Below are 23,005 nucleotides of genomic sequence, written 5' to 3' on the forward strand. Positions count from 1 at the left end.
TGGGTTGCCTTTTCGTTTAAAGGGGCTATTGGGGGACCAATCATTTACTTTCAGGAAGAAGTTCGATGGAGGTACTTTCTACATTTCCGTAACTGCCGTTGGATATTTTTATTGTTCCCTTTCCCGGTTGCAGCAGCTTCATCTTGCCGTCAGCCGCTTTACCATAAGCCGGCATCGTGAACTGGACATCATAGCTGCCGAACTTCATCGTTCCGGTAAAAATGACAAGTGAGCGATCAGGATCCTGGCTCGAGTATTTATTCAGGTCCGGTGCCCAGGATATGATGAGCGGTTCCGATTCTTTGTAACCTCCGATATTCCCTTTGAAATGTACTTTTTTTCCAATATGGACCGGATTAGGTTGGAATGTTGATGTAGGAACAACTTTCAGACGATTAAAATCCTGAACAGACTGGTGATCATCCAGAATCATGGTCTTTCCTCCAAACGCTGAACCAAGGGCTAACTTTCCGCCGTATTGATACATCGAGATCGATTCGCCTTCCGTGAAATTAACATACATCCCATGGAAAAACGTCTGGGGGGAATCATAGGGTAATGTTTCCTCTACCCCCTTGGCAGCGAATTTCTGCAGAATGCTGCAAACCGTGCGAATGGAATCCTTGTCTTTCTCGTTGGCCCCAATCAATGGGACATACATCATATCCCCATCCTGCATCTCTATGCTCGATATTGTCTTAGGGGTACATACAGAAGCCAATTCCTTGATGCTGCGGCCTTTGGGCAGCGCCTTTCGCTCATCTTCATAGGATGGACGCTCATATGTTAATCGAACGGATCTTTGCTCCTTGCCATTAAACGGACTGGCATAATAGAAATCCAGCACGCCATGCCCCATATCACCGGCATAACTTAACGTGTCGCCTGGATAAGGATCTTTATGATTGCGGGCGTATTCCAAGTCCTTGCCTGTGAGAAGTTTATCGGCGAGAACAACGGTGGAATGGTCTTTCAAGTCGATCAGTGTCAGCAGGCCGCTTTGGTTCGGCCGTACTACCAAATAATCCTCGCCGACCGCAAGCACGGAAAATACATCGTCTGTCCCCGATAGTTTTGGCAGATCATATTCTTTTACCACTTTTCCTTGATTATTAAATATAGTTACTATTTTGCCATCCGTCAGCACCGTATACTCAATCCACCCGTTGGGATCGTAAACTTGGAAATACGTTGTATTCGGTTCGTAACGCTTTTCATAGTTCGCTTTCTTCTGGGCGACGATCTTGTTGCCGCGAATGAGAAGACCATAAACATCATAATGGCTGCGAGAATCTCCGTAATGGTCCACGATGGTTAAAACCGTATTTCCGCCTTGATTTAATCCGTCATGAAATGAGACGTCCCCTTGTATCTCAGTATCCAGTTTGCCGACATGGATGGCTGGCGATTGTTCGTCCCGAGCCATATATAAATCGCTGGTTTTACGATTTAACCATACAGAGCTCCACGGTTGTGCTTTGATGAAATCATCCTCTTTCGTAATGTTCACCGTCTTGATAGAGTCCTCCCATTTGACATCCGCTCCAGTAGCCTCTGAGAAGAAACGCAGGGGGACAAATAACCTCCCATCAACCATGCGGAGAGGCGCATTCAGTGAGAACTGCTTTCCATTAACCATCGCTTGGAGCGAACCATATTCCAGTTTTACTTTAAGATCCGGATAGTTCATCGTAACGGTTTTTGCGGAACCGTTCCAGGATACTAAGGTACCAAGAAGTTCTCCTACATCTCGCAAAGGCAAATATATGGTGCCATGATCTACGAACGGGGCTGACTTTGCCTGAAACTCCTTGCCGTTCATCGTTATTCTGATGCCATTCTTCGCGGGCGCGTCGGTGGCGTTAGTTCCAGCTGCCGCAAGCGTGGGAACAGGGTTGGTTATGGCTGATGCGATTGCAGTCGCGGCTAAAAGCATATACAGCCGTGATTTAAGTAGAATTTTATAAGGCATGAATCCGTCCTCCAATGTGAATTGGTTATCCGAACCATTAGACGATTCAAAAAGGAAATAGTTGCGATAAACCCACAATAAAGGAAGATGAGGAACGTCTAAAGAAACTTCCGCTTTGTCTCATGGATGAAACGAAATGAACAGCGACATAACTCTGTTCAATGATTTGCTAAAAAATAACAAAGACCGGAAATTTCCCGGGCTTTGTTATGGGCAACCGTATGATGAGCATTGGAAACAAGATGCGATGCCCGCAATATTGAGGCGTATGCTCTATTTTTTGACCATGGTTTTCGCCAATTTGATCAGATCTTCTTTGGTTAGGGAACTTTCCGAATCGGTCGATATCGCAAATTGTTTCCCTTTTACGGCCCAAGAAAGCGTATTGTTGATATACTCTTTTCCGAGTTTCGGATATTTCTTCCGTACTTCATCGGCGGATTCATAAACATAGCCTTCCTGTTTTACTGGCTGCTTCGGATCAAGCCGCTTATATCCCAATGTTAAAGTATGTTTCCCATTCGAATACTCTATCGTAATTTCGTTCGCATCTGTCCAATCGACCTTCTTGGAATAGATCTTCTTCCCAAGCTTCTTGGCCTCAGCCTCCATTTCTTTTGTATACTCCGTACTGTATGGGCCTGCGATTCCTGCAGCGACGAATTTATAACCTTCTGGCAGGGCGGCTGGTTGTTGCAACACTGTGCCTTTCAAAGTTGACGCCTTTTTTTGGTAAGCTTCATAGGAATCGAACTTTGGAAAAGGATTCCCCATGGAATACACTTTATCGGCTTTTTGCTTGGTTACTTCTTTACTGACATATACCATATATGTAGCGTCCGGATTCTTTTTAAGTAACTGGGCTATTCTCTCTTGTTCAGCTTTCTCTAGCTTCTCCCCTTCAGTTTCGCCTTTTGTATTAAGGACTGTCGTTTTCATACCTATTTTGCTAACAGTATGGGATGGAGCAGCAGCAGCCGCAAAGTCCATCGATCCCAAAAGAAGAGCGCCGCTTAACGCAGCAACGGTAATTTTCATTCTTGTTTTCATTTCTTCTGTCTCCTTTTTAAAAAAATCCTCATCTATATAACAATATCAATCGAAGCTTTTGCGACATGAGCGAAAAAAATTTTTTAAGATGTGAATAGACTCAGTTCCGCTTTTTGTACTAAGGGTAGCCCTCCCCGGTTCACTCGTTTAATCGATAATCCATATCTAATTTCTTATTCGCAGTTTTGGCTAGTTTAAGCAGTTCCTCTTTGGTGAGCTTTTACCAGAATTGGTATTGATGAAAATCATAAAATATCATCCATCGATGTAACCTTCTCATGCGTTGCGTAGAGTTGAACGTAGAATTGTTGCGATACTGCAACCTTTTCAGGCGTTGGTGGACCAGAATTGCAAAATTGTTGCGATTGTGCATCCTTTTGACAGTACATCGCCTATCTACGCGTTAATAAGGGAAAAAGCCTGCACTTTTGCAAGCTTTTCATCTAAACAACTCGTTATGTCGTAAATAGATGCACTTACGCATCAATTTCCAATCTGAGCGGGCAATCGCCTTTTATTCAATAGCAGAATGTTTCTTTCAACGTCATTGCTACTGTGCAAAAAATGCAAAAGATGTGAAAAGCCCGGTTTCCCGGGCCTTGTTGTCAGGCGACTGATCTATTATCTATTTCCGCACGATCATCGATTCCGCCAACTTTATGAGGTCTTCCTTGGTTAACGGATTGCCCTCTGATGCCCCTTTATATATACTTTTTTTGAAAGCAGATGAATCTACGTTTTATTTCTTAGACGCTGTTTTGGCTAGTTTAATCAGTTCCTCTTTTGTGATCGGATTTCCCGGATTGGTTTGGATAGCGAGTCCTTTGTTATTTTCGGTCCATACGACGGAGTTTGTTACAAATTCCTCTTCCAGCTTAGGATTCTTCTTTCTCGTTTCTTCGGCGGATTCATAGACATACCCTTTATGCCGTTTGCTCTGCGGATCAAGACGTGTGCTTGAGATTAGAATATAGTCATCCCCGTTTTTGTACTCCAATTGAATAAAGTTCGTGGTTGTCCAGTTGATTTTTTTGGAATAAATCTGTTTGCCCAGTTTTTTGGCTTCTGCCTTCATTTCTTTGTCATAATCACCGCTGTACGGGCCTACAATTTTTGCTCCCGCAAAGCTGTAACCTTCCGGCAATCCCTCCGGTTGCTTCGGCGCCGGTTCTGTTAAAGTTGAGGCTTTCTTCCAGTAATCCTCGTACGAGGTATATTCAGGCATGGTGTTACCCATTGCGAAAGTTTCCATGCCTTTTCTTTTCGTCAGTTCATTGCTGACAAATACCATATAAGAATCATCCGGGTTGGCCTCCAGCAGCTTGCTGATTCTGTCGATTTCCGCTTTTTGCAGTTGCTCTCCCTTATTTTCTGCCTGAGGCTTCTTCTCTGCTGCGGCATTTGCAGACTTGTTCGGCGCTGCCTCCACAGCAAAATTCACGGAAGAACCCAATAATAAAATACTGCTTAGCGCTACTACTGCTACTTTTGATGCTGTTTTCAATTTGTAAAGCTCCTCTCGTATTACTTTTGTTTTTCTATAATTTAGATGGTTCTACTTTATATACGGTTCGTATAAGACCATCATTTCCCTGTAAATGTGGCAAAAGCGTGAATAAGACCGGCCCCCCCGGCGGGCCTTTTTGAAACATAAGATTATACCAAAATATTATTTTCTTGCAGCCTCTTCCAGAATTTCGAGCACCTGTTCCTTCGACATATTCGATTTAGTAGAAATGCTGTAAAAGGATTTGCCGTTATCATCCCAATAGACATACCTGGGTCTGGAAGTGTAAGGCTGTTCATCAACACTATCCGGATTGTCCTCATCTGGCGTCGTATACCGGGATATGATCAGGTTGTCGTTTCCGACCGTATATTCGAGGTGGATGCTCTTCGCTAGGGTCCGGCCAGTTTTCTTCGCGTAATCCGTATGTCTATGCTTCGTAACTTCCGGGCTCATTTCACCGAATAAGTTTCCTTGAGCCGTTTTTTTTAGACTTCCCTGGGAAAACTCATATGAAGAGTAGTCAAGTGATTCTTCAGCAATCGCACTTGAGGCTGTTTTCGGGAACGCCGCCGTGAACTTCACGGCAGATATCAATAATACAATGCTGCCCAGTACCGTGATCGCCGCTTTGGTTGCCGTGTTCATGTTGTAACGCTCCTCTCATATGAGTATGCTCGACTGCAAAAACCACATGTGTAGTTATATAATCAATACTACATTTGTAGTTGGTTTGTGTCAACATCTATATAAGTCGAACCAATGATTATGAACGGATGGAGGCAGCCGTGTGAAATGTTCTTTTTGAATCGCTGCCCGCTCCCAGATTTTTTTTGTTATTACTGTTTTCCTCGGCTCCTTATGGCGGCAACAAAGAACCCATGCCATCCTGTGTGAACAGGACAGCATGGGCCGGTTGCATAAACTGATGGATCGCTTGACGTATTATTTTTTTACCGCAGCTTTCAGAATTTCGATTTTCTTTTCCTTGGACATATCCCATGTCGTTGAGATGCTGTATTCGAAGCCGCCTTCATGCCAAAAAACGTATTTTGGATAGATTTGCGCCGGGAGGTCATCCTCAAAGAATCCTTGCTTTTTACTTCCCTCTGCGTCCAACGTATATTTAGAAATGGCCAGCGTGTTTTTCCCGTTCGTATATTCAAGACGGATGGTTGCCGCCTCTTTCCAGTCTATCTTTTTCGCGTAGATGGGTTTTCCGCTTTTCTTACCTTCGGCCCGGACTTCATCAACGAATTTCCCTTCTGTCGGACCTTCGATTCTTGCTTTGGAGAACTTATACCCCTCCGGCAAGTTGGCAGGCTGCTTCAGGATGGAACCTTCCAAGTCGGAAGCTTTTTTCAAGTAGTCCTCGTAATTAGAGAATTCCTCTAGCCCTCCCAAATAACTGAGGTCGAGTCCGCTATTCAGATCCTTGTATTTATGATACAGAACGTACATATCACCTGTCTTTTTGCTCAGTTCCTTCACTCGATTGGTCTCATCTTCGATATATTTCTTTTCCTCCGGGGTTAGAGCCTTGGCAGCTTCCTCTGCTTTTTTTCGAGCCTTTTCCAGTTCTTTTTTGTAAAGCTCGCGGTCTATATTCCCCTCGGGATAAACAATATCATCCTCTTTGTCCACAGCAGCTTTTGCATTTTGCTGCGATTGCACGGAAGGCTTTTGCGATGCGCTCTCTGCGCCGCTTTCCTTTGCGTTAACCAATGTCACGCTGCCAAGCGCGAGAATCATCCCTAAACCCAGTATGGATAAACGATAGGATTTTTTATTAAACTGTTTGATCATGATAAGTCTCCTTTTCATTTCTTTATGTGTAGCGGATAAACCGGCAAGCCCCGGCTGATAATGACTGACCGAAAGATGTTCCAGTACATGAATAATCGTTTGCCCGTATGCATTTTTTTGCTGCGGCCTCATCCGATCCAAGGCGCATGCATCGCAGGCCATCTCCTGGGCCTGTCTTGCTTTATGTGCGGCGATCCATATGAGCGGATTAAACCAGTGGAGAATGAGGATCATGTGCATCATCCAGTTCACTGCCACATCCCGCCGCTGGATATGCGAAAATTCATGCGCCAGAATATATTGAAGCTGATCCTTCTGCAACGTAACGAGCAGACTTGGCGCAATGACAATCGCAGGTTCACGAAAACCGACTACGGCTGGTCCGGGAATCTGTTCCGATGCGACAAACCGCACTTTACGCTTTATGCCAAACAGCTGCTTCGTGTCTTGAAACACTGCCGATAAAAATGGAGTATCGATGGATCGCCCTGCACGCAGGGCTTGTTTCAATCGAATCTGGTCGTACACCGTTTTCGCAGCAAAAAACAATACCCCCGCAAGCCATACCAGCATCAGCCCATTGGTAAATCCAAGTTGCTTGATCTGATTCCACCAAATGCCGTGCGTCTGCACAGTTCCCGATTCGGGGGATAGAGCAGCTATTTCCGAAGTTCCGCTTGTTTCCGGTTTTAAATAGCGCTCCCCATCAACCGCCGCCTCGCCTGATCTCCCCACTCCCTTCCATTCCGTGGGATCTTGGGTCTTCTGATGAATTCCGGGCGCTATGGCCTCAAGAGACAAAACATTATACAGGCTAAGCGAAGATTCCGGCGCCCAAGGGAGCAGCAGGCGGATCGCCACTGGCAGCCAAATCAAATATTTCCATCTGGCTTCAAGCTTGTTTTTTAAGAGAAATTGCACGATCAGGACTAGCAGAACCAAAATGCCGGCCATAAATGATCCACGAATCACCCAACCAAAAACAGACAATAAATTCGCATGCAATGTCGGACTCATCGGTTATCTCTCTTTTCCGGTTCGCTGTCGCCACGGTTTTCGTCAAATAAAGCCTTCAGATCTTCGACTTCCTGTGCATCCAGCTTTTTATCCTTTAATAAATTGGCCAGCATCGGCTTTAATGCCCCGCCATACAGCTTTTTCATGAAGGATGTGGTCTCGGACAGCAAGTATTCCTGCTCGCTGATGATTGGATAATATAGCTGGGTGCGCTTCAAACCCTCTTCCAGCTTTGCCCCTGCAGCTTCCTTCTGCACTAATCGGTTCAAAAGCGTCCGCGTCGTATTCGGGCTCCAGCCCATTTTGTCCGTTAGCTGCTTTACGACCTCTCCGGAAAGGCAATCCGGATTTGCCCATAGTACCCGCATAATTTCTAGTTCTGCATCTGTAATCGGCGGTATTTGCTTCATGCATGTAAACCTCCAAAGTTAATTTACCCTGACTACGCGTGTAGTTATAATCCATCCTATAGTTGTAGTGAGGTAATGTCAACATATTTCATAGAGAAAAGTTTCCTCATTATTGTTACATGCAGAAATCCGCGCCCTTTTTCACACCTATTATTTTTTTACCGCAGCCTTCAGCATTTCGATTTTCTTTTCTCTTGGTATATTTGTTGAGGTAGAAATACCGTATTCGTATTTGCCGCCGTCATACCAGAAAACGGATTTTGGATAGACATTCGCGGGTAGGTTATCGTTAAAAAATCCTTGCTTCTTGCTTCCCTCCGGATCTTTTGTATACTTTGAGAAAGTCAGCGTGTCTTTCCCGTTCGAATACTTGAGACGGATATCCACCGCCTCCTTCCAATCTATTTTCTTCGCATAGATCGGTTTGCCGCTCTTCTTGCCTTCGGCCTTTACTTCATCAACGAATTTCCCTGTTGTTGGACCTTCGATGGTCGCTGACAAAAACTTATATCCGGCCGGCAGGTTGGCAGGCTGCTTCAGGATCGAACCCTCCAATGTGGAAGTTCTTTTCAAGTAGTCCTCATAAGAAGAAAATTCTTCTGTCAGTCCCCAATAGCTAAGAGCAAGCCCGCTATTTAATTGTGGATATTTGTGATATAGAACATACGACTCGCCTGGCTTTTTGGACAGCTCCTTCACTCTATTGATCTCAGCTTCGATAAACTTTTTGTCGGCTTCTGGTACAGATTTAGCCGCTTCGGCTGCCTTTTTAGCAGCTTCTTGTTGAGCTTCCTTTGAGGATTTCGCTTCAGCCGCGAAGCTCGCTGATGAACCCAGCAGTAGTACACTGCTTAATGTTGCGATGGCAATTTTTGATGCTACGTTCAATTTGTTATGCTCCTCTCCTGGGATTATTTTCGTTGACTACATATGTAGTTAACTTTAATTACATACTACAGTTGTAGTTAACTAATGTCAACCCCTTTTTTATAAAATCCATCTTAATATACGGACCGTTGTTTTTTCGTTGAAAGAAAAAAACCTCAAACACCCGCGATTTAAGCGTGATGCTAGAGGTTTTCGCTTATTTCATAGCAGCTAACATGGCTGCAGCCATCATCAACCGATGGGCTAAGTCTAATTGTTGCGATTGTGCATCTTTTTCGAGAGTTCTGTGGGGCGAAACACAAAATTGTTGCGATTGTGCATCTTTTTCAGAAGCTGTGTGGTCTGGTAGGCAGTATTGTTGCGTTTGTGCATCTATTTGATGTTGAGTCGTCTAATTGCATTCAGAAAAGAGAAAAAGCCTGCACTTTTGCAAGCTTTCCCTTAAAAACAAGCCTTTCTGTCATAAATAGATGCACTTTCGCATCAATTTCAAGTTTGACTGAAATGGTTATTCCTTAACACCGCTGCTTTCAGAATTTCGTTCATCTTTTCTTGGGACATATCGGATTTCGTTGAAATGCCGTAATAGTATTTACCTGTACCATATTGAAAAAAGTATTTTCTGCCGTCGGCTTGCTTTGACAACTCGGTACCCTTCAGCTTGGCGAATTCTTCATCCGCCGTATACTGATTGATGATCAGCTCGTCCTTCCCATCCGTATACCTGAGTTCGACTCTTCCCGGCTCTTTCCAATCCAACTTTTTCGTGTAAACCGGTTTGTCGCTTTTTCTGCCTTCGGCTCTTAATTCTTCAAAGAATTCTCCCTCGGTTGGACTTTCAATTCTCGCATGGGAGAACAGATATCCCTCCGGCAGAGTGTCTGGCTGCTGTAAGATCGGCCCTTGCAAGGCAGAAGTCTTTTTAGAGTAATCCTCATATGTGGAGTACTCCTTGGACAATCCCCAAAAGCTAAGATCAAGCCCGCTATTCAGCTTCTTGTATTTATGGTACGTGACATACGTGTCGTCTGAATCTTTGACTAGTTCTTTAAGTCTATTCTTCTCATCATCGATGAACTTTTTCTCTTCTGCGGTTAGAGCCTTAAGCGCTTCTTCTCTTTCCTTTCTTGCTTTCTCCATGGCTTCCTCATAGGTCAGTTCCTCTGCCGCTAGTTTCTCCGAAGAATCCTTGATTTCCCCGGAACTGCTCTGATCCGGCTCGTCCTTCACGCTTTCCTGGGAATCCTGGTTCAATTGAATGGAACCTGCTTGCGGTTCGCTTCTGGCACCGTCTCCCTTCGCATTCACCAGCGTCACGCCGCTAAGCACAAGAATGACCGTCATGCCCAGGATGGACAAATGATAGGATTTGTTATGAAAATGCTTGATCATCAGCAATCTCTTCTTCATTTGTTTGTGCGTAGAGGATAGTCCGGCTAGTCCGGGTTGATGATGTCTTCCTGAAAAATGCTCCAGCACATGGATAATTGTCTGACCATAGGCGCTGCTTTGCTGCGAACTCAGCCGATCCAGCGCACATGCGTCGCAGGCCATCTCCTGGTCCTGCCTTGCTTTATACACGGCAAGCCATATGAATGGATTAAACCAATGAAGAATCAGGATGGTGTGCATCACCCAATTCACTACGACGTCCCGGCGCCGGATATGGGCAAATTCATGTGCCAGAATATACTGAAGCTGGTCTTTTTGCAGCGTACTGAGCAGATTTGGGGAAATGACGACCACAGGTTTGCGAAATCCGATCACGGCGGGTCCAGGGAGGCGCTCGCTGGCTAAAAACCGCACCTGACGCTTTACGCCCATTTGCTGTTTTGTTTCATGGAATAATGCTGTCAGCAAAGGGATGTCGATCGGTCGGCCTGCGCGCAAGGCTTGTTTCAATCGAAGCTGGTCATATACCGTTTTTGCCGCAAGAAGCAGCGCGCCCGCAAGCCATACCAGCATCAGTATATTGATGAAGCTCATTTCCTTGAATTCACTCCACCAGAAGCGGCGCTCCTGCTCTGTTCCGGATCCGCGATTTGGAGCAGATACCTCTACAATTCCGCTTGTTTCCAAGTTTAAAGACCGCTCTCCATAAACCGCCGCCTCGGTAACACGATCCGCTGCCTTCCCAACATCCGGGCTTTGACTTTGACCATGAATACCAGGCACTATAGCTTCCAAAGACAGAACATTATACAAGCTGAGTGAAGATTCCGGCGCCCATGGAAGGAGCAAACGGATCACCACAGGCATCCACAGCAAATATTTCCATCTGGCTTCAAGCTTGTTTTTTAATAGAAATTGCACGATCAGGACAAGTAGAACCAGAATGCCGGCCATAAATGATCCACGGATCAACCAACCGAAAAACGATAGTAAACTTGTATGTAGTGCAGCATCCATTAGCTATCCCTCTTCTCCGGTTCGCCGCCTTTACGGTTTCCGTCAAATAAAGCCTTCAGGTCCTCGATTTCCTGATCATTCAGCGTTTTATCCTCTAAAAAATTAGCCAACATCGGCTTTAAAGCCCCATCATATAGTTTTTTCATAAAAGATGTAGTTTCCGACCGCAGATATTCTTTCTCGCTGAAGATGGGATAAAATAGCTGGTTGCGCTTCGAACCCTTTTCCTGCTTTGCTCCCACTGCCTCCTTCTGCACCAAACGATTCAGGAGAGTTCTAGTCGTATTCGGGCTCCACCCCATTCGATCCGTCAATCGTTTTACGATCCAATTGGAAGTGCAATCCGGATTTGTCCATAATACGCGCATAATTTCAAGTTCCGCATCCGTAATGGGTGGTATTTGGGTCATGCCTGAACCTCCAATTTTGATCTAATAACTACATACGTAGTCTGTATAAATGCTATAATTGTCGTTTGATAATGTCAACATATTTGCGCAGAATATATGATTTAATTATCGAAATATGTTTCAAAAAGAGAACCCATACACCCATTTCTTGGGTGCATGGGCATATCGAGCTGGTCTCAAAACTGCTTATTTTTTCACTGCCGCCTTCAGAATTTCGCTCATCTTTACTTGGGACATATCGGATTTCGTTGAAATGCCGTAATAGTATTTACCTGTTCCATATTGAAAAAAGTATTTTCTACCATCGGGCTGCTTTGAAAACTCGGTACCCTTCAGCTTGGCAAACTCTTCATCCGCCGTATACTGATTGATGATCAGCTCGTCTTTCCCATCCGTATAGCTGAGTTCGACTCTTCCCGGCTCTTTCCAATCATATTTCTTCGTATAAAAGTCCTTCCCGCTCTTAACCCCTTCGGCAATCAAATCATCAAAAAACTTTCCCTGGTATGGACTTTCAATGAACGCTTTGGAAAACTTATATCCGCCAGGCAAATTGGATGGCTGCTGCAGGATTGGAGACTTTAAGGTAGAAGCTTTCTTTAAGTAATCCTCGTATGAAGAGTAATTAAAACGGAATCCATAAACAGAGGTTTTGAGCCCGTTGTTTAGTTGCTTGTATTTATAATACATCACATAAGTATCATTCGACTCCTTGGTCAACTCCTTAAGCCTATTTTCCTCATCTTCGATAGCCTTCTTGGCCTCAGCAGGTACTGACTTGGCTGCCTCTGCTGCTTTTTTGACAGCTTCTTCCTGAGCTTGCTTATAGGATTTCGCCTCCGCCGCAAAGTTCGCCGATGAACCTAATAATAAGATACTGCTTAACGCCGCGATGGCTGCTTTGGATGCTAAATTTTTCATTTGGTAATGCTCCCTTATGTCATTGTTTTGATAAAACCTGTGTAACTCACAATATTATTTTTTCATCGCTGCTTTCAGAATTTCGCTCATCTTTTCTTGGGACATATCGGATTTCGTTGAAATGCCGTAATAGTATTTACCTGTTCCATATTGAAAAAAGTATTTTCTACCATCGGCCTGCTTTGAAAACTCGGTACCCTTCAGTTTGGCAAACTCTTCATCCGCCGTGTACTGGTTGATCATCAGTTCGTCTTTCCCATCCGTATAGCTGAGTTCGACTCTTCCCGGCTCTTTCCAATCCAACTTTTTCGTATAAACCGGTTTGCCGCTTTTTTTGCCCTCGGCTCTTAATTCATCAAAGAACTTCCCTTCGGTTGGACTTTCAATTCTCGCTTTGAGGAACTTATATCCTTCCGGCAGGTTAGCAGGTTGTTGTAAGATCGGCCCTTGCAGGGCAGAAGTCTGTTTAGAGTAATCCTCATATGTAGAGTACTCCTTTGACATTCCCCAAAAGCTAAGATCAAGCCCGCTATTCAGTTTTTTGTATTTATGATAGGTAACATATGTGTCGTCTGAACTTTTGACCAGCTCTTTAAGTCTTGCCTCTTCATCTTCCATGAACTTTTTCTCTTCTGCGGTTAGAGCCTTGAGCGCTTCTTCTCTTTGTTTTACAGCTTTCTCCATGGCTTGCTCATAGGTTAGTTCCTCTGCCGCAAAACCCACCGAAGAACCAAATAATAAAACACTGCTTAATGTTGCGATGGCTACTTTTGATACTACATTCATTTTGTAATGCTCCTCTCAAACTATTTTTATAGACTACGTTTGTAGTTTATGGTTATATACTACAGTCGTAGTCTTATTTTGTCAACATCTTTTTGTTATACAAATTTTCTTGTTATTGTTACTCGCAAATTGGTTTGTATCGCTAGTGAAAATGATCCTCAAAGATAAACTCATTCGCTACTTTGCAAAAAGGGGGTGATGCGTTTTTTCTATGCCTATTCTGAGAGCGGGCTAAGGTCCAAACGTTGCAATTGTGCCTCCTTTTCAGGCGTTAGGTGGAGCGGAACGCGGAATTGTTGCCGTTTTGTCGTAAATAGATGCACTTTCGCATCAATTTCCAAATTGAGCGGCCAATCGCACGCCTTAATTCGATAGCAGAATGTGCTTCTTTCAAACGTGGCAGACATTGACCCCAAAATACAAATGGTTGCACTTCCAGCTCGTCTTTGGTTAGCTGATCGCGGCACTTTTGAGTAATCAGGTTCAACAAAAGAACCCATGCCATCTTATATTCAGGACGGCATGGGTCTGTCAAAACTTATGACGAACTTAATATTTTATTTTTTCACCGCTGCTTTTAGAATTTCGATCAACTGTTCCTTTGTTATATCCGATTTGGTATAAACAGAGTATTTATATTGCTTCCCATCAGACCCAAATACACGTTTTCCATAACGCGAACTTTCGTATTCGAGGCCTTCCATTCCAATTCTTTCTCCATCCGAAATTTTATATTGCGATAGCATTAACGTTTCTTTTCCATTTGTATACTCAAGCAAGATGAGTCCTGCCTCATTCCAATCAAACTTTTTGGTGTACACCAGTTCCCCGCTCTTTTTACCTTCGGCTCTCAAATCATCATAGAATTCCCCTCCGAGTGGACCTTTAATGGTCGCTTTGGAAAACCGATAGCCCTCGGGCAAGTTGGCAGGCTGCTGCAAAATGGAGCCATTTAAAGCAGAAGCTTTTTTGAAGTAGTCCTCATATGTTGAGTAATGATTTGCAATTCCCGAAAAGCTAAGATCGTGTCCGTCTCTGTTCAACTTTGCATATTTATGATACATGACATACGTGTCACCTGACTTTTCGGTTAGTTCCCTCACTCTATTGATCTCATCTTCAATAAACTTTTTATCCTCTGCAGGTACAGTTTTGATTAGTTCGTCTCTTTCTTTTATAGCTTTTGGCCTTACTTCCTCATAGGATTGCTGCTGTGCCGCAAGGTATTCCGAAGAAACCTGGATTTCCCCGGAACTCCCCTGATCCGATCCATGACTCAGCGCTACTTGCGACTCCAGATCCGTTTGATCCGAAGCTGTTTGTAACGCCTGCCCGGCATCGCTTCCCTTCGCATTAACCAGTGTGACGCTGCCGAGTGCGAGAATAACTGTCATTCCCAGAATGGACAAGTGATAGGATTTGTTATGAAAATGTTTGATCATCAGCAATCTCTTTTTCATTTGTTTATGTGTGGCGGATAATCCAACAAGCCCCGGTTGATGATGGTTGCTTGAAAAATACTCCAGCACATGGATGATCGTTTGCCCGTAGGCGCTGCTTTGCTGCGGACTCAGCCGGTCTAGCGCACATGCGTCGCAGGCCATCTCCTGGCCCTCTCTTGCTTTATGTACGGCAAGCCATAATAACGGATTAAACCAATGGAGAATCAGAATGATGTGCATCACCCAATTCACTGCCACATCCCAGCGCCGGATATGGGCAAACTCATGTGCCAGAATATATTGAAGCTGATCCTTTTGCAATGTGCCGAGCAGACTTGGTGAAATAACGATCACAGGCTTATTAAAACCGACCACGGAAGGTCCGGGAATGCGCTCACTGGCTACAAACCGCACTTTGCGCTTTACGCCTAAACGCTGCTTCTCCTCATGAAATAATGAAGATAACAGGGGTGTTTCAATAGTGCGACCCTCACGCAGGGCTTGTTTCAAACGAAGCTGGTCATACACCGTTTTCACAGTAAGAAAAAGTACGCCCGCAAGCCAAACCAGCATGCAGAAATTGAAGAAGCCTATTTGCTTGAACCCGCTCCACCAGAAGCGGCTTTCTTGTACGGTCTCCGCCTCATGATTCAGGGCCGATTCTTCCTCAATCCTGTTTGTTTCTAGGGTTAAAGACCGCTCCGAAAGAACCGGCGCCACGCTAAATCTTTCCGCTTCCTTCTTAATTGTCGGACTTTGGTTTTGCTCATGAATGCCAGGCGTTATAGCTTCAAGAGATAAAACATTGTACAAACTGAGCGAAGATTCCGGTGCCCATGGAAGCAGCAAACGGATCGCCACGGGCAGCCACAGTAAGTATTTCCATCTGGCTTCGAGCTTGTTTCTTAGCAGAAATTGCAGAATCAGGACTAGGACAACCAGTATGCCGGCCATGAGCGAGCTTCGGATCACCCAGTCAAAAAACAATATTATGCTTGCATATGGTGCAGGACTCATCAAGGCTCTCCCTTTTCTTTGCCGACACCGCTGTTTTCATCGAATAAAGCCTTCAAATCCTCGATTTCCTGCGCATTCAGCTTTTTATCCTCTAAAAAATTAGCAAGCATAGGCTTTAATGATCCGCCGTACAGTTTTTTCATAAAGGATTTGGTTTCCGACCGCAAATACTCCTGCTCGCTGATGAGGGGATAAAAAAGCTGGGTGCGCTTCGACCCATCTTCCAGCTTGGCCCCCGCTGCCTCCTTCTGGACCAATCTGTTCAGCAGCGTTCGCGTCGTATTCGGACTCCAGCCCATTTTATCAGTCATTTGTTTTACGACCTTACTTGAAGGGCAATTCGGATTTTCCCACAATACACGCATAATTTCCAGCTCTGCCTCCGTAATCTGTGCTTTTTGATTCATGCATGAAACCTCCAAAGTCAATATCGCGAACCACATATGTAGTTATATCTATGCTACATTTGTGGTATAGCAATGTCAACCTGGTTGTGGAGAAATCATCCCGTTTGGTTTACATGCAAGCATAGGGCCAATTGCTGGATCTAAAGATTCATGTTTTCCGAGCGACAAGCGAAATGTCGTATTGGGATTCAATTTAAAAGAGTTATCAAATTGCCTTATGCAATTCAATAACTCTTTTATTTTTAAACCCGCTCTATTTAGAATCCATATAACGCTCCAATACCTGCTGTTAAGAACACTACAACCTTCCTATCGGTGTTCCATATAACGCACTGACACCTGACGTTATGAACACTACGTTCTTATCAGCGTCCAGTGCTACTCTCAATTCTATTTGTTTGCCTTTAAGGAAGTAGTAATTTTTATATGTGCTGTCCCACTTCACTTCCAATCCCGCAATGTCCATATTGAATAATTCCTTGGCAAGCGGAGCAACCACTTCTTTAGCCACATTTTCCGTAATTTCTTTGTTAGTCGTTACCGCTTTCCGCGTTTTATGTAATATGTTAGTGACCTTTCCGTTCTCCATTTGAAGCGATACGTCCTTATCCTTAAGTGTCCATGTAAAGCGGTTTAGATTAGCGGCTGTAACTTCCAAATCATGATTGAATGCCGTTTTTACCGCTTTTGTTGCCGTTTCCAGGAGCTTCGGATCGAGCTCTTCCTTGGTGAACCTTATTTCAAATGCACTAACCTCATCTTTTGGCATTTTAGGAGTATTCTCTTTGAAGAAATATACCTCAAAGTCTTTCCCTGTCAACTTATACGACAAAGTCACACCTAGCTTTTCTTTATCACCATCATAACCTCGATGCATAATTACTTCTTTATTAAAGTTATATGTTTTATTTGCATATGCTCCTTTCAACACTTTCAGGACTTTCTCCTGATCCTCTTTACTGATTTTATCGATTGTGACAATTTCTTCAATTCCCCATATTCCACCACTTCCAACATTAAAGAGGATAGCGTATTTTCCGTCTACGGATTCAACCTTTGCACCATCTGGAGAGGATTCTATCTTCTCGCCGACATTTTTCAGCTTGATCTCTTTCCCCGCATATTGTTTGATTGCTTTTTGCAGCTTGGCGGCCAGCTTGTTGTCGATTTGAACTTTCTTGTTATCCGTTTGCTTCTGCTCTTGCGCAGCCTCGGCTCCTGCAGGAATGGGTCCTGCCACAGCAACCAACATACCGGACACGATCATAGACGCTAGGATTGCTTTTTTTACATTCATGTTATTTGCTCCTCTATGTACTTTTTAATACTACATTTGTAGTTCGTGTTTATATACTACATTTGTAGTCGTTTAATGTCAACACCTTTATTTCAAAAACAGTTTCAGGAGTCATCCTACATTTTGGAGCGTACTAAGGTGAAATTGTTGCGATTATGCGTCCTTTCAGGAGTTAAATGGGGTAAAGAGCAAAATTGTTGCGATTATGCATCCTTTTGCCATGAATCGCCAAATTCCCGGCGGCGTAAAATAAGTTGTGTACCATGATTTGGAGTCTATCCAAAACATAAAAAAGTAGGGTATTCTCGGGATTGCGAAAGTCACCAAGAAAGGAACCCTACTCAATGAATATGATACCCGAAAACATACTCAACAATCTATTTGAAAATCTTGTCACTCAATTTGTAAAAGAGAATCTGGAAACCATCATGCGAGCGGAAATCCAACAGTTCATGGAGAATGAACAAGAAGGGATCCGCAATAGTCGCAATGGTTACTACAAGCGTAATCTGCACACGAAGTACGGAAACCTAGAAGACCTGCAAGTGCCCCGAGATCGTAACGGTGATTTTCAAACGCATGTGTTTGAGCCCTACCAAAGACGGGACGGTTGGCTGGAAGAAGCCGTGATTCAGATGTACAAAAGCGGCATGGGTACCCGAGATGTCGCCCGTTTCATTGAAAGCATGTTCGGCAGCCACTATTCGCCGACAACAGTCAGCAACATCACCGCTACAGTCTTGGAGGATATCGAGAATTGGCATCAGCGAAAATTGAACAAGCGGTACTCTGTCATCTACTTGGATGGCCTGTATGTGAAGCTCAAGCGTAGTACGGTAAGCGGCGAGGTCGTTTACTTTGCCATGGGAATTGACGACGAAGGTCGCCGCCAGATCCTCGGGTTTTACGTAGGCGGACATGAGAGTTCGAATGGATGGCGTGATGTCTTGAAAGACTTGTACCGACGCGGTGCCCAGGAAGTGCTGCTTGGTGTATTTGACGGCCTTCCTGGACTGGACGATGCCTTCCGTGAAACCTATCCTCAGGCCGACGTGCAGCATTGTGTGGTTCATAAGGTGCGGTCGACGTTTCCAAAAATCCGTGTACAAGACAAGACGGCATTTCTCGACGACTTGAAGACTGTCTATAACGCCCTTGACCACGATCTGGCTATGGCCGCCTTTGATACACTCAAAGCCAGATGGGGCAAGAAATACCCAAGGGAGATCGAGTCGTGGGAGAATAATCTGCCTACGCTGTTAACCTTCTACAAGTATCCTGTCGCCATTCGAAAAGCCATTTACACTTCTAATCCCATCGAACGGATGAACAAAGAAATCCGGAAGCGTCTGAAGCCAATGAACAGCTTAACCAATCTAGACGCTGTAGAGAAGATTGTGTACCTGGATGTAGTGGAGTACAACCAGCGTTACGCGGACCGTATTATCCCAGGCTTTGGTGTCCCGGACACGAAACAGGAACTGCGGAGTCTTTTTGAGGAGCGGTATCCTTCGTCCATGGAAGATGAATCCTAAAACCAAGCTCCCGCGCCTTCGCTTGGGCTATGTCCTCTCACCACCACAAAAAAATCATTCAACTACGTTGGTGTTGTCGTTTCCTAAGTTTACCTGCTGTGTGCTTACACAAACTTCTTGACGCTACCAAATTCCCCTCAGAAAAAGGAAAAAGCCTGCACTTTTGCAAGCTTTTCATCTAAGAGAGGCCGTTATGCCGCAAATAGATGCACTTTCGCATCAATTTCCAGATAGAGTAACCAATCTCAATCTCCAGTTTGAACGGCAAATCGCCTTATTTAAGGAAGTGTAGAGGCCAATAGCACGTAATACGTGTCACGACTAAAACGCTATTTATCACCGGTGAGCATTTATAAATGAATTTTACTGGACGTACAGCGCAAAAACAGAAAAAAAGCCCGAAAATCGGGCTTTTCCGGAAAATCGGGCTTTTTACTTTAGAGCAGATTTATTTTTTAACCATGGTTTCGGCCAGCTTGATGAGATCTTCTTTCGTCAACGGATTCCCTGGATTGGTTTTGATCGTAAATTGCTTCCCTTTTTCAAACCAGACAAGCGTGTTTTTGACCTCGTTTTTGTCGAACTTCGGATATTTCTTGAGGAATTCTTCAGCGGTTTGATAGCTGTAACCCTTCTGTTCTTGGTTTTCCTTCTCATCTAATCTGTGATAACCAAAAATAATCGAATCATTCCCGTTTTTATATTCCAGATTAATGTACTGAGCATGCTTCCAATTTACCTTTTTCGAATAAATCTGTTTGCCCAGCTTTTTGGCTTCGGCTCTCATTTCTTCGGTAAACGCGCTGCTGTAAGGTCCCATTATTTTCCCTATTGAAAAGCTGTATCCTTCCGGAAGGCCGGTTGGCTGCTGGAGCACCGTACCTTCCAGGGTTGATGCCTTTTTCAGATAGTCCTCGTAGGTATTGAACTCAGGCATAATATTCCCCATCGAAAAAGTTTCAAGGCCTTTTTTCTTCGTTAATTCATTGCTGACAAAAACCATATACGAATCATCCGGATTTTGTTCCAGCAATTTGTTAATACGGGCTATTTCCTCTTTTTCTAACTGGTCCGCTTTATTCGCGGCTTTGGTTTGCTGCTCCGCTGTTTTGGCAGGCGCCGCCGGTGCTGCCCCCGCTACGAAATTTGCCGAGCCTCCCAGCAGCAGCATACTGCTCAGCGCAGCGATCGTGATTTTCATTCCTGTGTTCATTGTTATTTCTCCTCTCTGAGTGTGTTCACTTATATAACAAGGTCAACAAGTTATTTTGTGACATCATTTTCCTCAATGAAGAGAAACAGGAGATCTTCGTAGATGCGAATTTTGCAAAAATCCAAAAATCGACCTCAAGCAATATATCGAAATGAGCTGGTTCGTCTATATTTTGTTCCCGGGAGCTTCTGAAAATCAAATATTGAAAATTCCGAGACATCTAAACCGCAGTTTACTTTTTACCGTTAGCAGGTTTGGGAGAAGGGTCATTGATTTCTTCCGGAAGCCGATTGGACGTGCTCGGTACCCTTCTAGGGGAAAATTCGATCACATCAGAGGAAAAAACGGACACCGCCATGCTTCCTTCACCAGCAAATGCCCGGATCATAACCGGCTGGTTGTAGGCATTCCTAAACACAAAATCCGGACCGCCCCAGCTTACGGTTGCATCACGGCCCGGCGGAACATATGGCACATGGCGGCTGTGGGAATACCGCTTTACAATGTTTAGCCCAGCCCGATCGACCGCGTTAAATAATGTGGAAGATACCTGACAGATGCCCCCGCCTACGCCTTCGGATAATTCGCCCCGCACGATGACTCCCGCCCTTCTGTATCCTTTCCCGGTCGTGCGGATTCCGACCACCTGGTTAAAGGAAAAGGTTTCTCCCGGAAAAATGACCGCACTATCGATCGCTTTGGCCGCCAAAGCAATATTATGAGAACGGTCCCTGTTGTTGGAGTTAAAATAAGTCACATAATAGCCGATCTGTTTGGATCGCAGCGATGCAAGAAGCTCCGCATCCACCTTGGGATATACCGGATACGTAGGAACTTCGACCGAAGCCGGGCCACTGCTGTAGAGATATTCATAATATCGTTTCAAGAACTCTCTACGTTTAAGCCTGGATCCATTCTGCCCGGACACAATTAGTCCATTATCGTCAAAGCGGGCATTGGCTGGTTCCCTGAATGTTTTCCGGTCTAATTCGTTAACCCACTTGTTATACTTGTCCATATCCAGCAAAGGAAACACGGGAAAAGTATGGGCATTCCGGCTGATCGTGGAAACGGTTTTCCCCTCTTGGGTGATGGTCAGGTTATCATTTATAGCCTTTTCGCCATCTTGGTTTTGCAAAAGTATTAGCAGGAGATAGGCCATGGATGTCCACTTCAAGCATCATCACTCTTTCATTAAGATCATCTTTTGACTTTTGAACCATGCACTTTAGTTTTGAGCCTGAGCTCTTTCGGTCTACTGTTCCTCCTGCTATTATGATTCCATTTCTGTAAGTTCATTCAAGTATGAGATAATTGTATTCAACTGCTTACTTGTACCCTCAGGCTCTATTTAAACATCAGACTTTGTCCGATGCGGTTTTAGTCTCAGAAAAAGCAAGCACGCAACGGAAATAATAACTGGCACGATAAGATAAGAAAAAGCAAACGGCGCAATCACAACACAGCAGCATACCGAAAGTAAAGCGGAGATTCTCCCGATGCGGTCATTCCATAAAAGCTTTAGACAGGCCATGGAAGCGATAATATATACAAAAACGCCTAAGGTAGTAGGAATAAGAATGAGTTCATCCACAGGAATTTTGAAGACATAGCTTGCCAAAATCGTTAAAGAGTTAGAGAGAAACAGAAAAAACGCTGCCCGGTATGGGACATGGCGACGACTCATTTTATGAAACCACTGCGGAAATTTCCCTTCCTTGGCCAGTGCATATCCCAACCGAGAGGAGCTGGCAAGAAAAACATTCAGCGTCCCCAAGCAAACGACACAGGAAACAATGGCTGTAGCCGCACCGGCATTCAAACCTAAGGTCTTATTCATCAGAACGGCAAGGGGAGCCGCATCTCCGGTATTATTTCCATATGTATGGGTACCCACTGTAACGATCGATAAAAGCGTATAGACCAAGCCGATTAGAATTACGCTTACCCAGGTACTGCGCATCACATCACGCTCAGGGTTTTTGAATTCCGGAACAAGATGCGTAATCGTTTCCCAACCAAAAAACGCCCAAAAAATCAATACGCAGGATTGTCCGATTCCAGTCAACCCATTAGGAGCGAACGGTGAAAAATGATTACGGTCTATTTCAGGTAATGCAAAGATAATCGTTACGATGAGGAGGAGCAACACTCCGCCACTTAACCAAAGGGAAAATAACCCGCTTGTTTTTATACCTCTTATATTGATGATGAAGGTCGCACAGAGAAAAAAGAAACCCAGCAAATACAGATAAATATCTGACAGCTGAAATATATGAACAATATACCCCGCCCCTGTCATTCCTACGACGGCTTGCCCGGTAGCCACCCAAGCAAAAAAGAACCATCCGACGATTGCGCTCCACTTATAACCAAAAGCCTTCTGAACGATCGTCGAGATTCCGCCAAAATCTTTGTATTTTAAAGCCAGTCTCGCAAAAGTGTAAGCCAACGGAATGCTTAATAAGGATAAAATGACCCACGACACAATGGATGAAGGCCCGGCAATATTGGCCGTATACCCAGGGAGAATCAGAATACCCGAGCCAAGAACCGCCCCCATATACAAAGCGACGCCCTGGCTAAATGTGATGGATCGTGATGAATGCATACAAAGCCTCTCTTCTTTGAAGTATTTTCTTGTGAACCCGTGATCTCATTTTCACAATATGTTTGATAGTATAACTAGTTTATGAAGATGACGGAAGGTTTTTTGGAATAAAAAAGCAAGATTTTAAAAGTGATAAATAGGAATGCGCCAAAAGCGCTCAAAAAAAGACACCCCGCTTAAGGGGATGCCTGGTACTAAGTCATGTATTAAATTCTAATCATTTTCGATTTTCCAAATTTAGTTGGCTTCGAAGATAAGTTTTCCATTGATCTTGGAAGTCTAACGAAGAGCAGGAAAAGACGGGCAC

Annotated in this window: 18 protein-coding genes; 1 reads left to right on the forward strand and 17 read right to left on the reverse strand. The window is 44.2% G+C overall.

The annotated features are described in order from the left end of the window. Positions 1 to 40 precede the first annotated feature (40 nt). From L6442_RS17150 to L6442_RS17215, 14 genes are all read right to left on the reverse strand, one after another. A complete protein-coding gene (locus L6442_RS17150) occupies positions 41 to 1,972 on the reverse strand; it encodes a copper amine oxidase N-terminal domain-containing protein (RefSeq protein WP_212981110.1) in 1,932 nt (643 codons plus the stop codon). Between the two features lie 273 nt (positions 1,973 to 2,245). Beyond that, positions 2,246 to 3,022: a hypothetical protein gene (locus L6442_RS17155; RefSeq protein WP_212981111.1), complete on the reverse strand. Its 777-nt coding sequence runs from the start codon at positions 3,020 to 3,022 to the stop codon at positions 2,246 to 2,248. A 739-nt stretch (positions 3,023 to 3,761) separates the two neighbouring features. Next, complete coding sequence (locus L6442_RS17160; protein ID WP_212981112.1) at positions 3,762 to 4,526, reverse strand: hypothetical protein; 765 nt, start codon at positions 4,524 to 4,526, stop codon at positions 3,762 to 3,764. A 165-nt stretch (positions 4,527 to 4,691) separates the two neighbouring features. Next, complete coding sequence (locus L6442_RS17165; RefSeq protein ID WP_212981113.1) at positions 4,692 to 5,177, reverse strand: hypothetical protein; 486 nt, start codon at positions 5,175 to 5,177, stop codon at positions 4,692 to 4,694. A 297-nt stretch (positions 5,178 to 5,474) separates the two neighbouring features. Then, positions 5,475 to 7,352, reverse strand: a complete 1,878-nt coding sequence (locus L6442_RS17170) for a M56 family metallopeptidase (RefSeq protein ID WP_212981114.1) — start codon at positions 7,350 to 7,352, stop codon at positions 5,475 to 5,477. Continuing rightward, on the reverse strand, positions 7,349 to 7,762 hold the full coding sequence (locus L6442_RS17175; protein WP_212981115.1) for a BlaI/MecI/CopY family transcriptional regulator: 414 nt from the start codon (positions 7,760 to 7,762) through the stop codon (positions 7,349 to 7,351). The genes L6442_RS17170 and L6442_RS17175 overlap by 4 nt, the downstream gene beginning before the upstream one ends. Before the next feature lie 150 nt (positions 7,763 to 7,912). Then, entirely contained in the window at positions 7,913 to 8,650 is a 738-nt protein-coding gene (locus tag L6442_RS17180; protein WP_212981116.1) for a hypothetical protein, read from the reverse strand. A 489-nt stretch (positions 8,651 to 9,139) separates the two neighbouring features. Further along, complete coding sequence (locus tag L6442_RS17185) at positions 9,140 to 11,059, reverse strand: M56 family metallopeptidase (RefSeq protein WP_212981117.1); 1,920 nt, start codon at positions 11,057 to 11,059, stop codon at positions 9,140 to 9,142. Next, positions 11,059 to 11,469 carry a BlaI/MecI/CopY family transcriptional regulator gene (locus tag L6442_RS17190; RefSeq protein ID WP_212981118.1) on the reverse strand — a complete coding sequence of 137 codons (411 nt, stop codon included), beginning with the start codon at positions 11,467 to 11,469 and terminating at the stop codon, positions 11,059 to 11,061. Before L6442_RS17190 ends, L6442_RS17185 begins: the two co-directional genes overlap by 1 nt. Positions 11,470 to 11,655: 186 nt before the next feature. After that, positions 11,656 to 12,390 carry a hypothetical protein gene (locus tag L6442_RS17195; RefSeq protein ID WP_212981119.1) on the reverse strand — a complete coding sequence of 245 codons (735 nt, stop codon included), beginning with the start codon at positions 12,388 to 12,390 and terminating at the stop codon, positions 11,656 to 11,658. A gap of 54 nt (positions 12,391 to 12,444) precedes the next feature. Continuing rightward, a complete protein-coding gene (locus L6442_RS17200; RefSeq protein WP_212981120.1) occupies positions 12,445 to 13,176 on the reverse strand; it encodes a hypothetical protein in 732 nt (243 codons plus the stop codon). A 557-nt stretch (positions 13,177 to 13,733) separates the two neighbouring features. Continuing rightward, on the reverse strand, positions 13,734 to 15,635 hold the full coding sequence (locus L6442_RS17205) for a M56 family metallopeptidase (RefSeq protein ID WP_212981121.1): 1,902 nt from the start codon (positions 15,633 to 15,635) through the stop codon (positions 13,734 to 13,736). Continuing rightward, positions 15,635 to 16,042, reverse strand: a complete 408-nt coding sequence (locus tag L6442_RS17210) for a BlaI/MecI/CopY family transcriptional regulator (protein ID WP_212981122.1) — start codon at positions 16,040 to 16,042, stop codon at positions 15,635 to 15,637. Before L6442_RS17210 ends, L6442_RS17205 begins: the two co-directional genes overlap by 1 nt. A gap of 298 nt (positions 16,043 to 16,340) precedes the next feature. Beyond that, positions 16,341 to 17,339 carry a hypothetical protein gene (locus L6442_RS17215; RefSeq protein ID WP_212981123.1) on the reverse strand — a complete coding sequence of 333 codons (999 nt, stop codon included), beginning with the start codon at positions 17,337 to 17,339 and terminating at the stop codon, positions 16,341 to 16,343. 344 nt (positions 17,340 to 17,683) lie between these two features. Between L6442_RS17215 and L6442_RS17220 the strand changes: the two genes are divergently transcribed. After that, positions 17,684 to 18,874, forward strand: a complete 1,191-nt coding sequence (locus tag L6442_RS17220) for an IS256 family transposase (protein ID WP_237099957.1) — start codon at positions 17,684 to 17,686, stop codon at positions 18,872 to 18,874. Between the two features lie 448 nt (positions 18,875 to 19,322). Here L6442_RS17220 and L6442_RS17225 read toward each other — a convergent pair whose 3' ends face one another. The 3 genes from L6442_RS17225 to L6442_RS17235 form a co-directional block, all read right to left on the reverse strand. Continuing rightward, positions 19,323 to 20,087, reverse strand: coding sequence for a hypothetical protein (locus L6442_RS17225; RefSeq protein ID WP_212981029.1), 765 nt, complete (start codon positions 20,085 to 20,087; stop codon positions 19,323 to 19,325). Positions 20,088 to 20,319: 232 nt separating this feature from the next. Then, on the reverse strand, positions 20,320 to 21,264 hold the full coding sequence (locus L6442_RS17230) for a VanW family protein (protein ID WP_373871858.1): 945 nt from the start codon (positions 21,262 to 21,264) through the stop codon (positions 20,320 to 20,322). 174 nt (positions 21,265 to 21,438) lie between these two features. Beyond that, entirely contained in the window at positions 21,439 to 22,698 is a 1,260-nt protein-coding gene (locus tag L6442_RS17235) for an APC family permease (RefSeq protein WP_212981028.1), read from the reverse strand. Positions 22,699 to 23,005 lie beyond the last annotated feature (307 nt).

Origin of the sequence: Paenibacillus azoreducens (genome assembly GCF_021654775.1) — a bacterium.
GTDB classification, from domain to species: Bacteria; Bacillota; Bacilli; order Paenibacillales; family Paenibacillaceae; genus Paenibacillus_AQ; species Paenibacillus_AQ azoreducens.

What these genes read in the sequence shown, in the direction of transcription:
- L6442_RS17150 (WP_212981110.1), bottom strand. Translation starts at nt 1,972, where the DNA reads ATGCCTTATAAAATTCTACTTAAATCACGGCTGTATATGCTTTTAGCC.
- L6442_RS17155 (WP_212981111.1), bottom strand. Translation starts at nt 3,022, where the DNA reads ATGAAAACAAGAATGAAAATTACCGTTGCTGCGTTAAGCGGCGCTCTT.
- L6442_RS17165 (WP_212981113.1), bottom strand. Translation starts at nt 5,177, where the DNA reads ATGAACACGGCAACCAAAGCGGCGATCACGGTACTGGGCAGCATTGTA.
- L6442_RS17170 (WP_212981114.1), bottom strand. Translation starts at nt 7,352, where the DNA reads ATGAGTCCGACATTGCATGCGAATTTATTGTCTGTTTTTGGTTGGGTG.
- L6442_RS17175 (WP_212981115.1), bottom strand. Translation starts at nt 7,762, where the DNA reads ATGAAGCAAATACCGCCGATTACAGATGCAGAACTAGAAATTATGCGG.
- L6442_RS17185 (WP_212981117.1), bottom strand. Translation starts at nt 11,059, where the DNA reads ATGGATGCTGCACTACATACAAGTTTACTATCGTTTTTCGGTTGGTTG.
- L6442_RS17190 (WP_212981118.1), bottom strand. Translation starts at nt 11,469, where the DNA reads ATGACCCAAATACCACCCATTACGGATGCGGAACTTGAAATTATGCGC.
- L6442_RS17195 (WP_212981119.1), bottom strand. Translation starts at nt 12,390, where the DNA reads ATGAAAAATTTAGCATCCAAAGCAGCCATCGCGGCGTTAAGCAGTATC.
- L6442_RS17200 (WP_212981120.1), bottom strand. Translation starts at nt 13,176, where the DNA reads ATGAATGTAGTATCAAAAGTAGCCATCGCAACATTAAGCAGTGTTTTA.
- L6442_RS17205 (WP_212981121.1), bottom strand. Translation starts at nt 15,635, where the DNA reads ATGAGTCCTGCACCATATGCAAGCATAATATTGTTTTTTGACTGGGTG.
- L6442_RS17210 (WP_212981122.1), bottom strand. Translation starts at nt 16,042, where the DNA reads ATGAATCAAAAAGCACAGATTACGGAGGCAGAGCTGGAAATTATGCGT.
- L6442_RS17215 (WP_212981123.1), bottom strand. Translation starts at nt 17,339, where the DNA reads ATGAATGTAAAAAAAGCAATCCTAGCGTCTATGATCGTGTCCGGTATG.
- L6442_RS17220 (WP_237099957.1), top strand. Translation starts at nt 17,684, where the DNA reads ATGAATATGATACCCGAAAACATACTCAACAATCTATTTGAAAATCTT.
- L6442_RS17225 (WP_212981029.1), bottom strand. Translation starts at nt 20,087, where the DNA reads ATGAACACAGGAATGAAAATCACGATCGCTGCGCTGAGCAGTATGCTG.
- L6442_RS17235 (WP_212981028.1), bottom strand. Translation starts at nt 22,698, where the DNA reads ATGCATTCATCACGATCCATCACATTTAGCCAGGGCGTCGCTTTGTAT.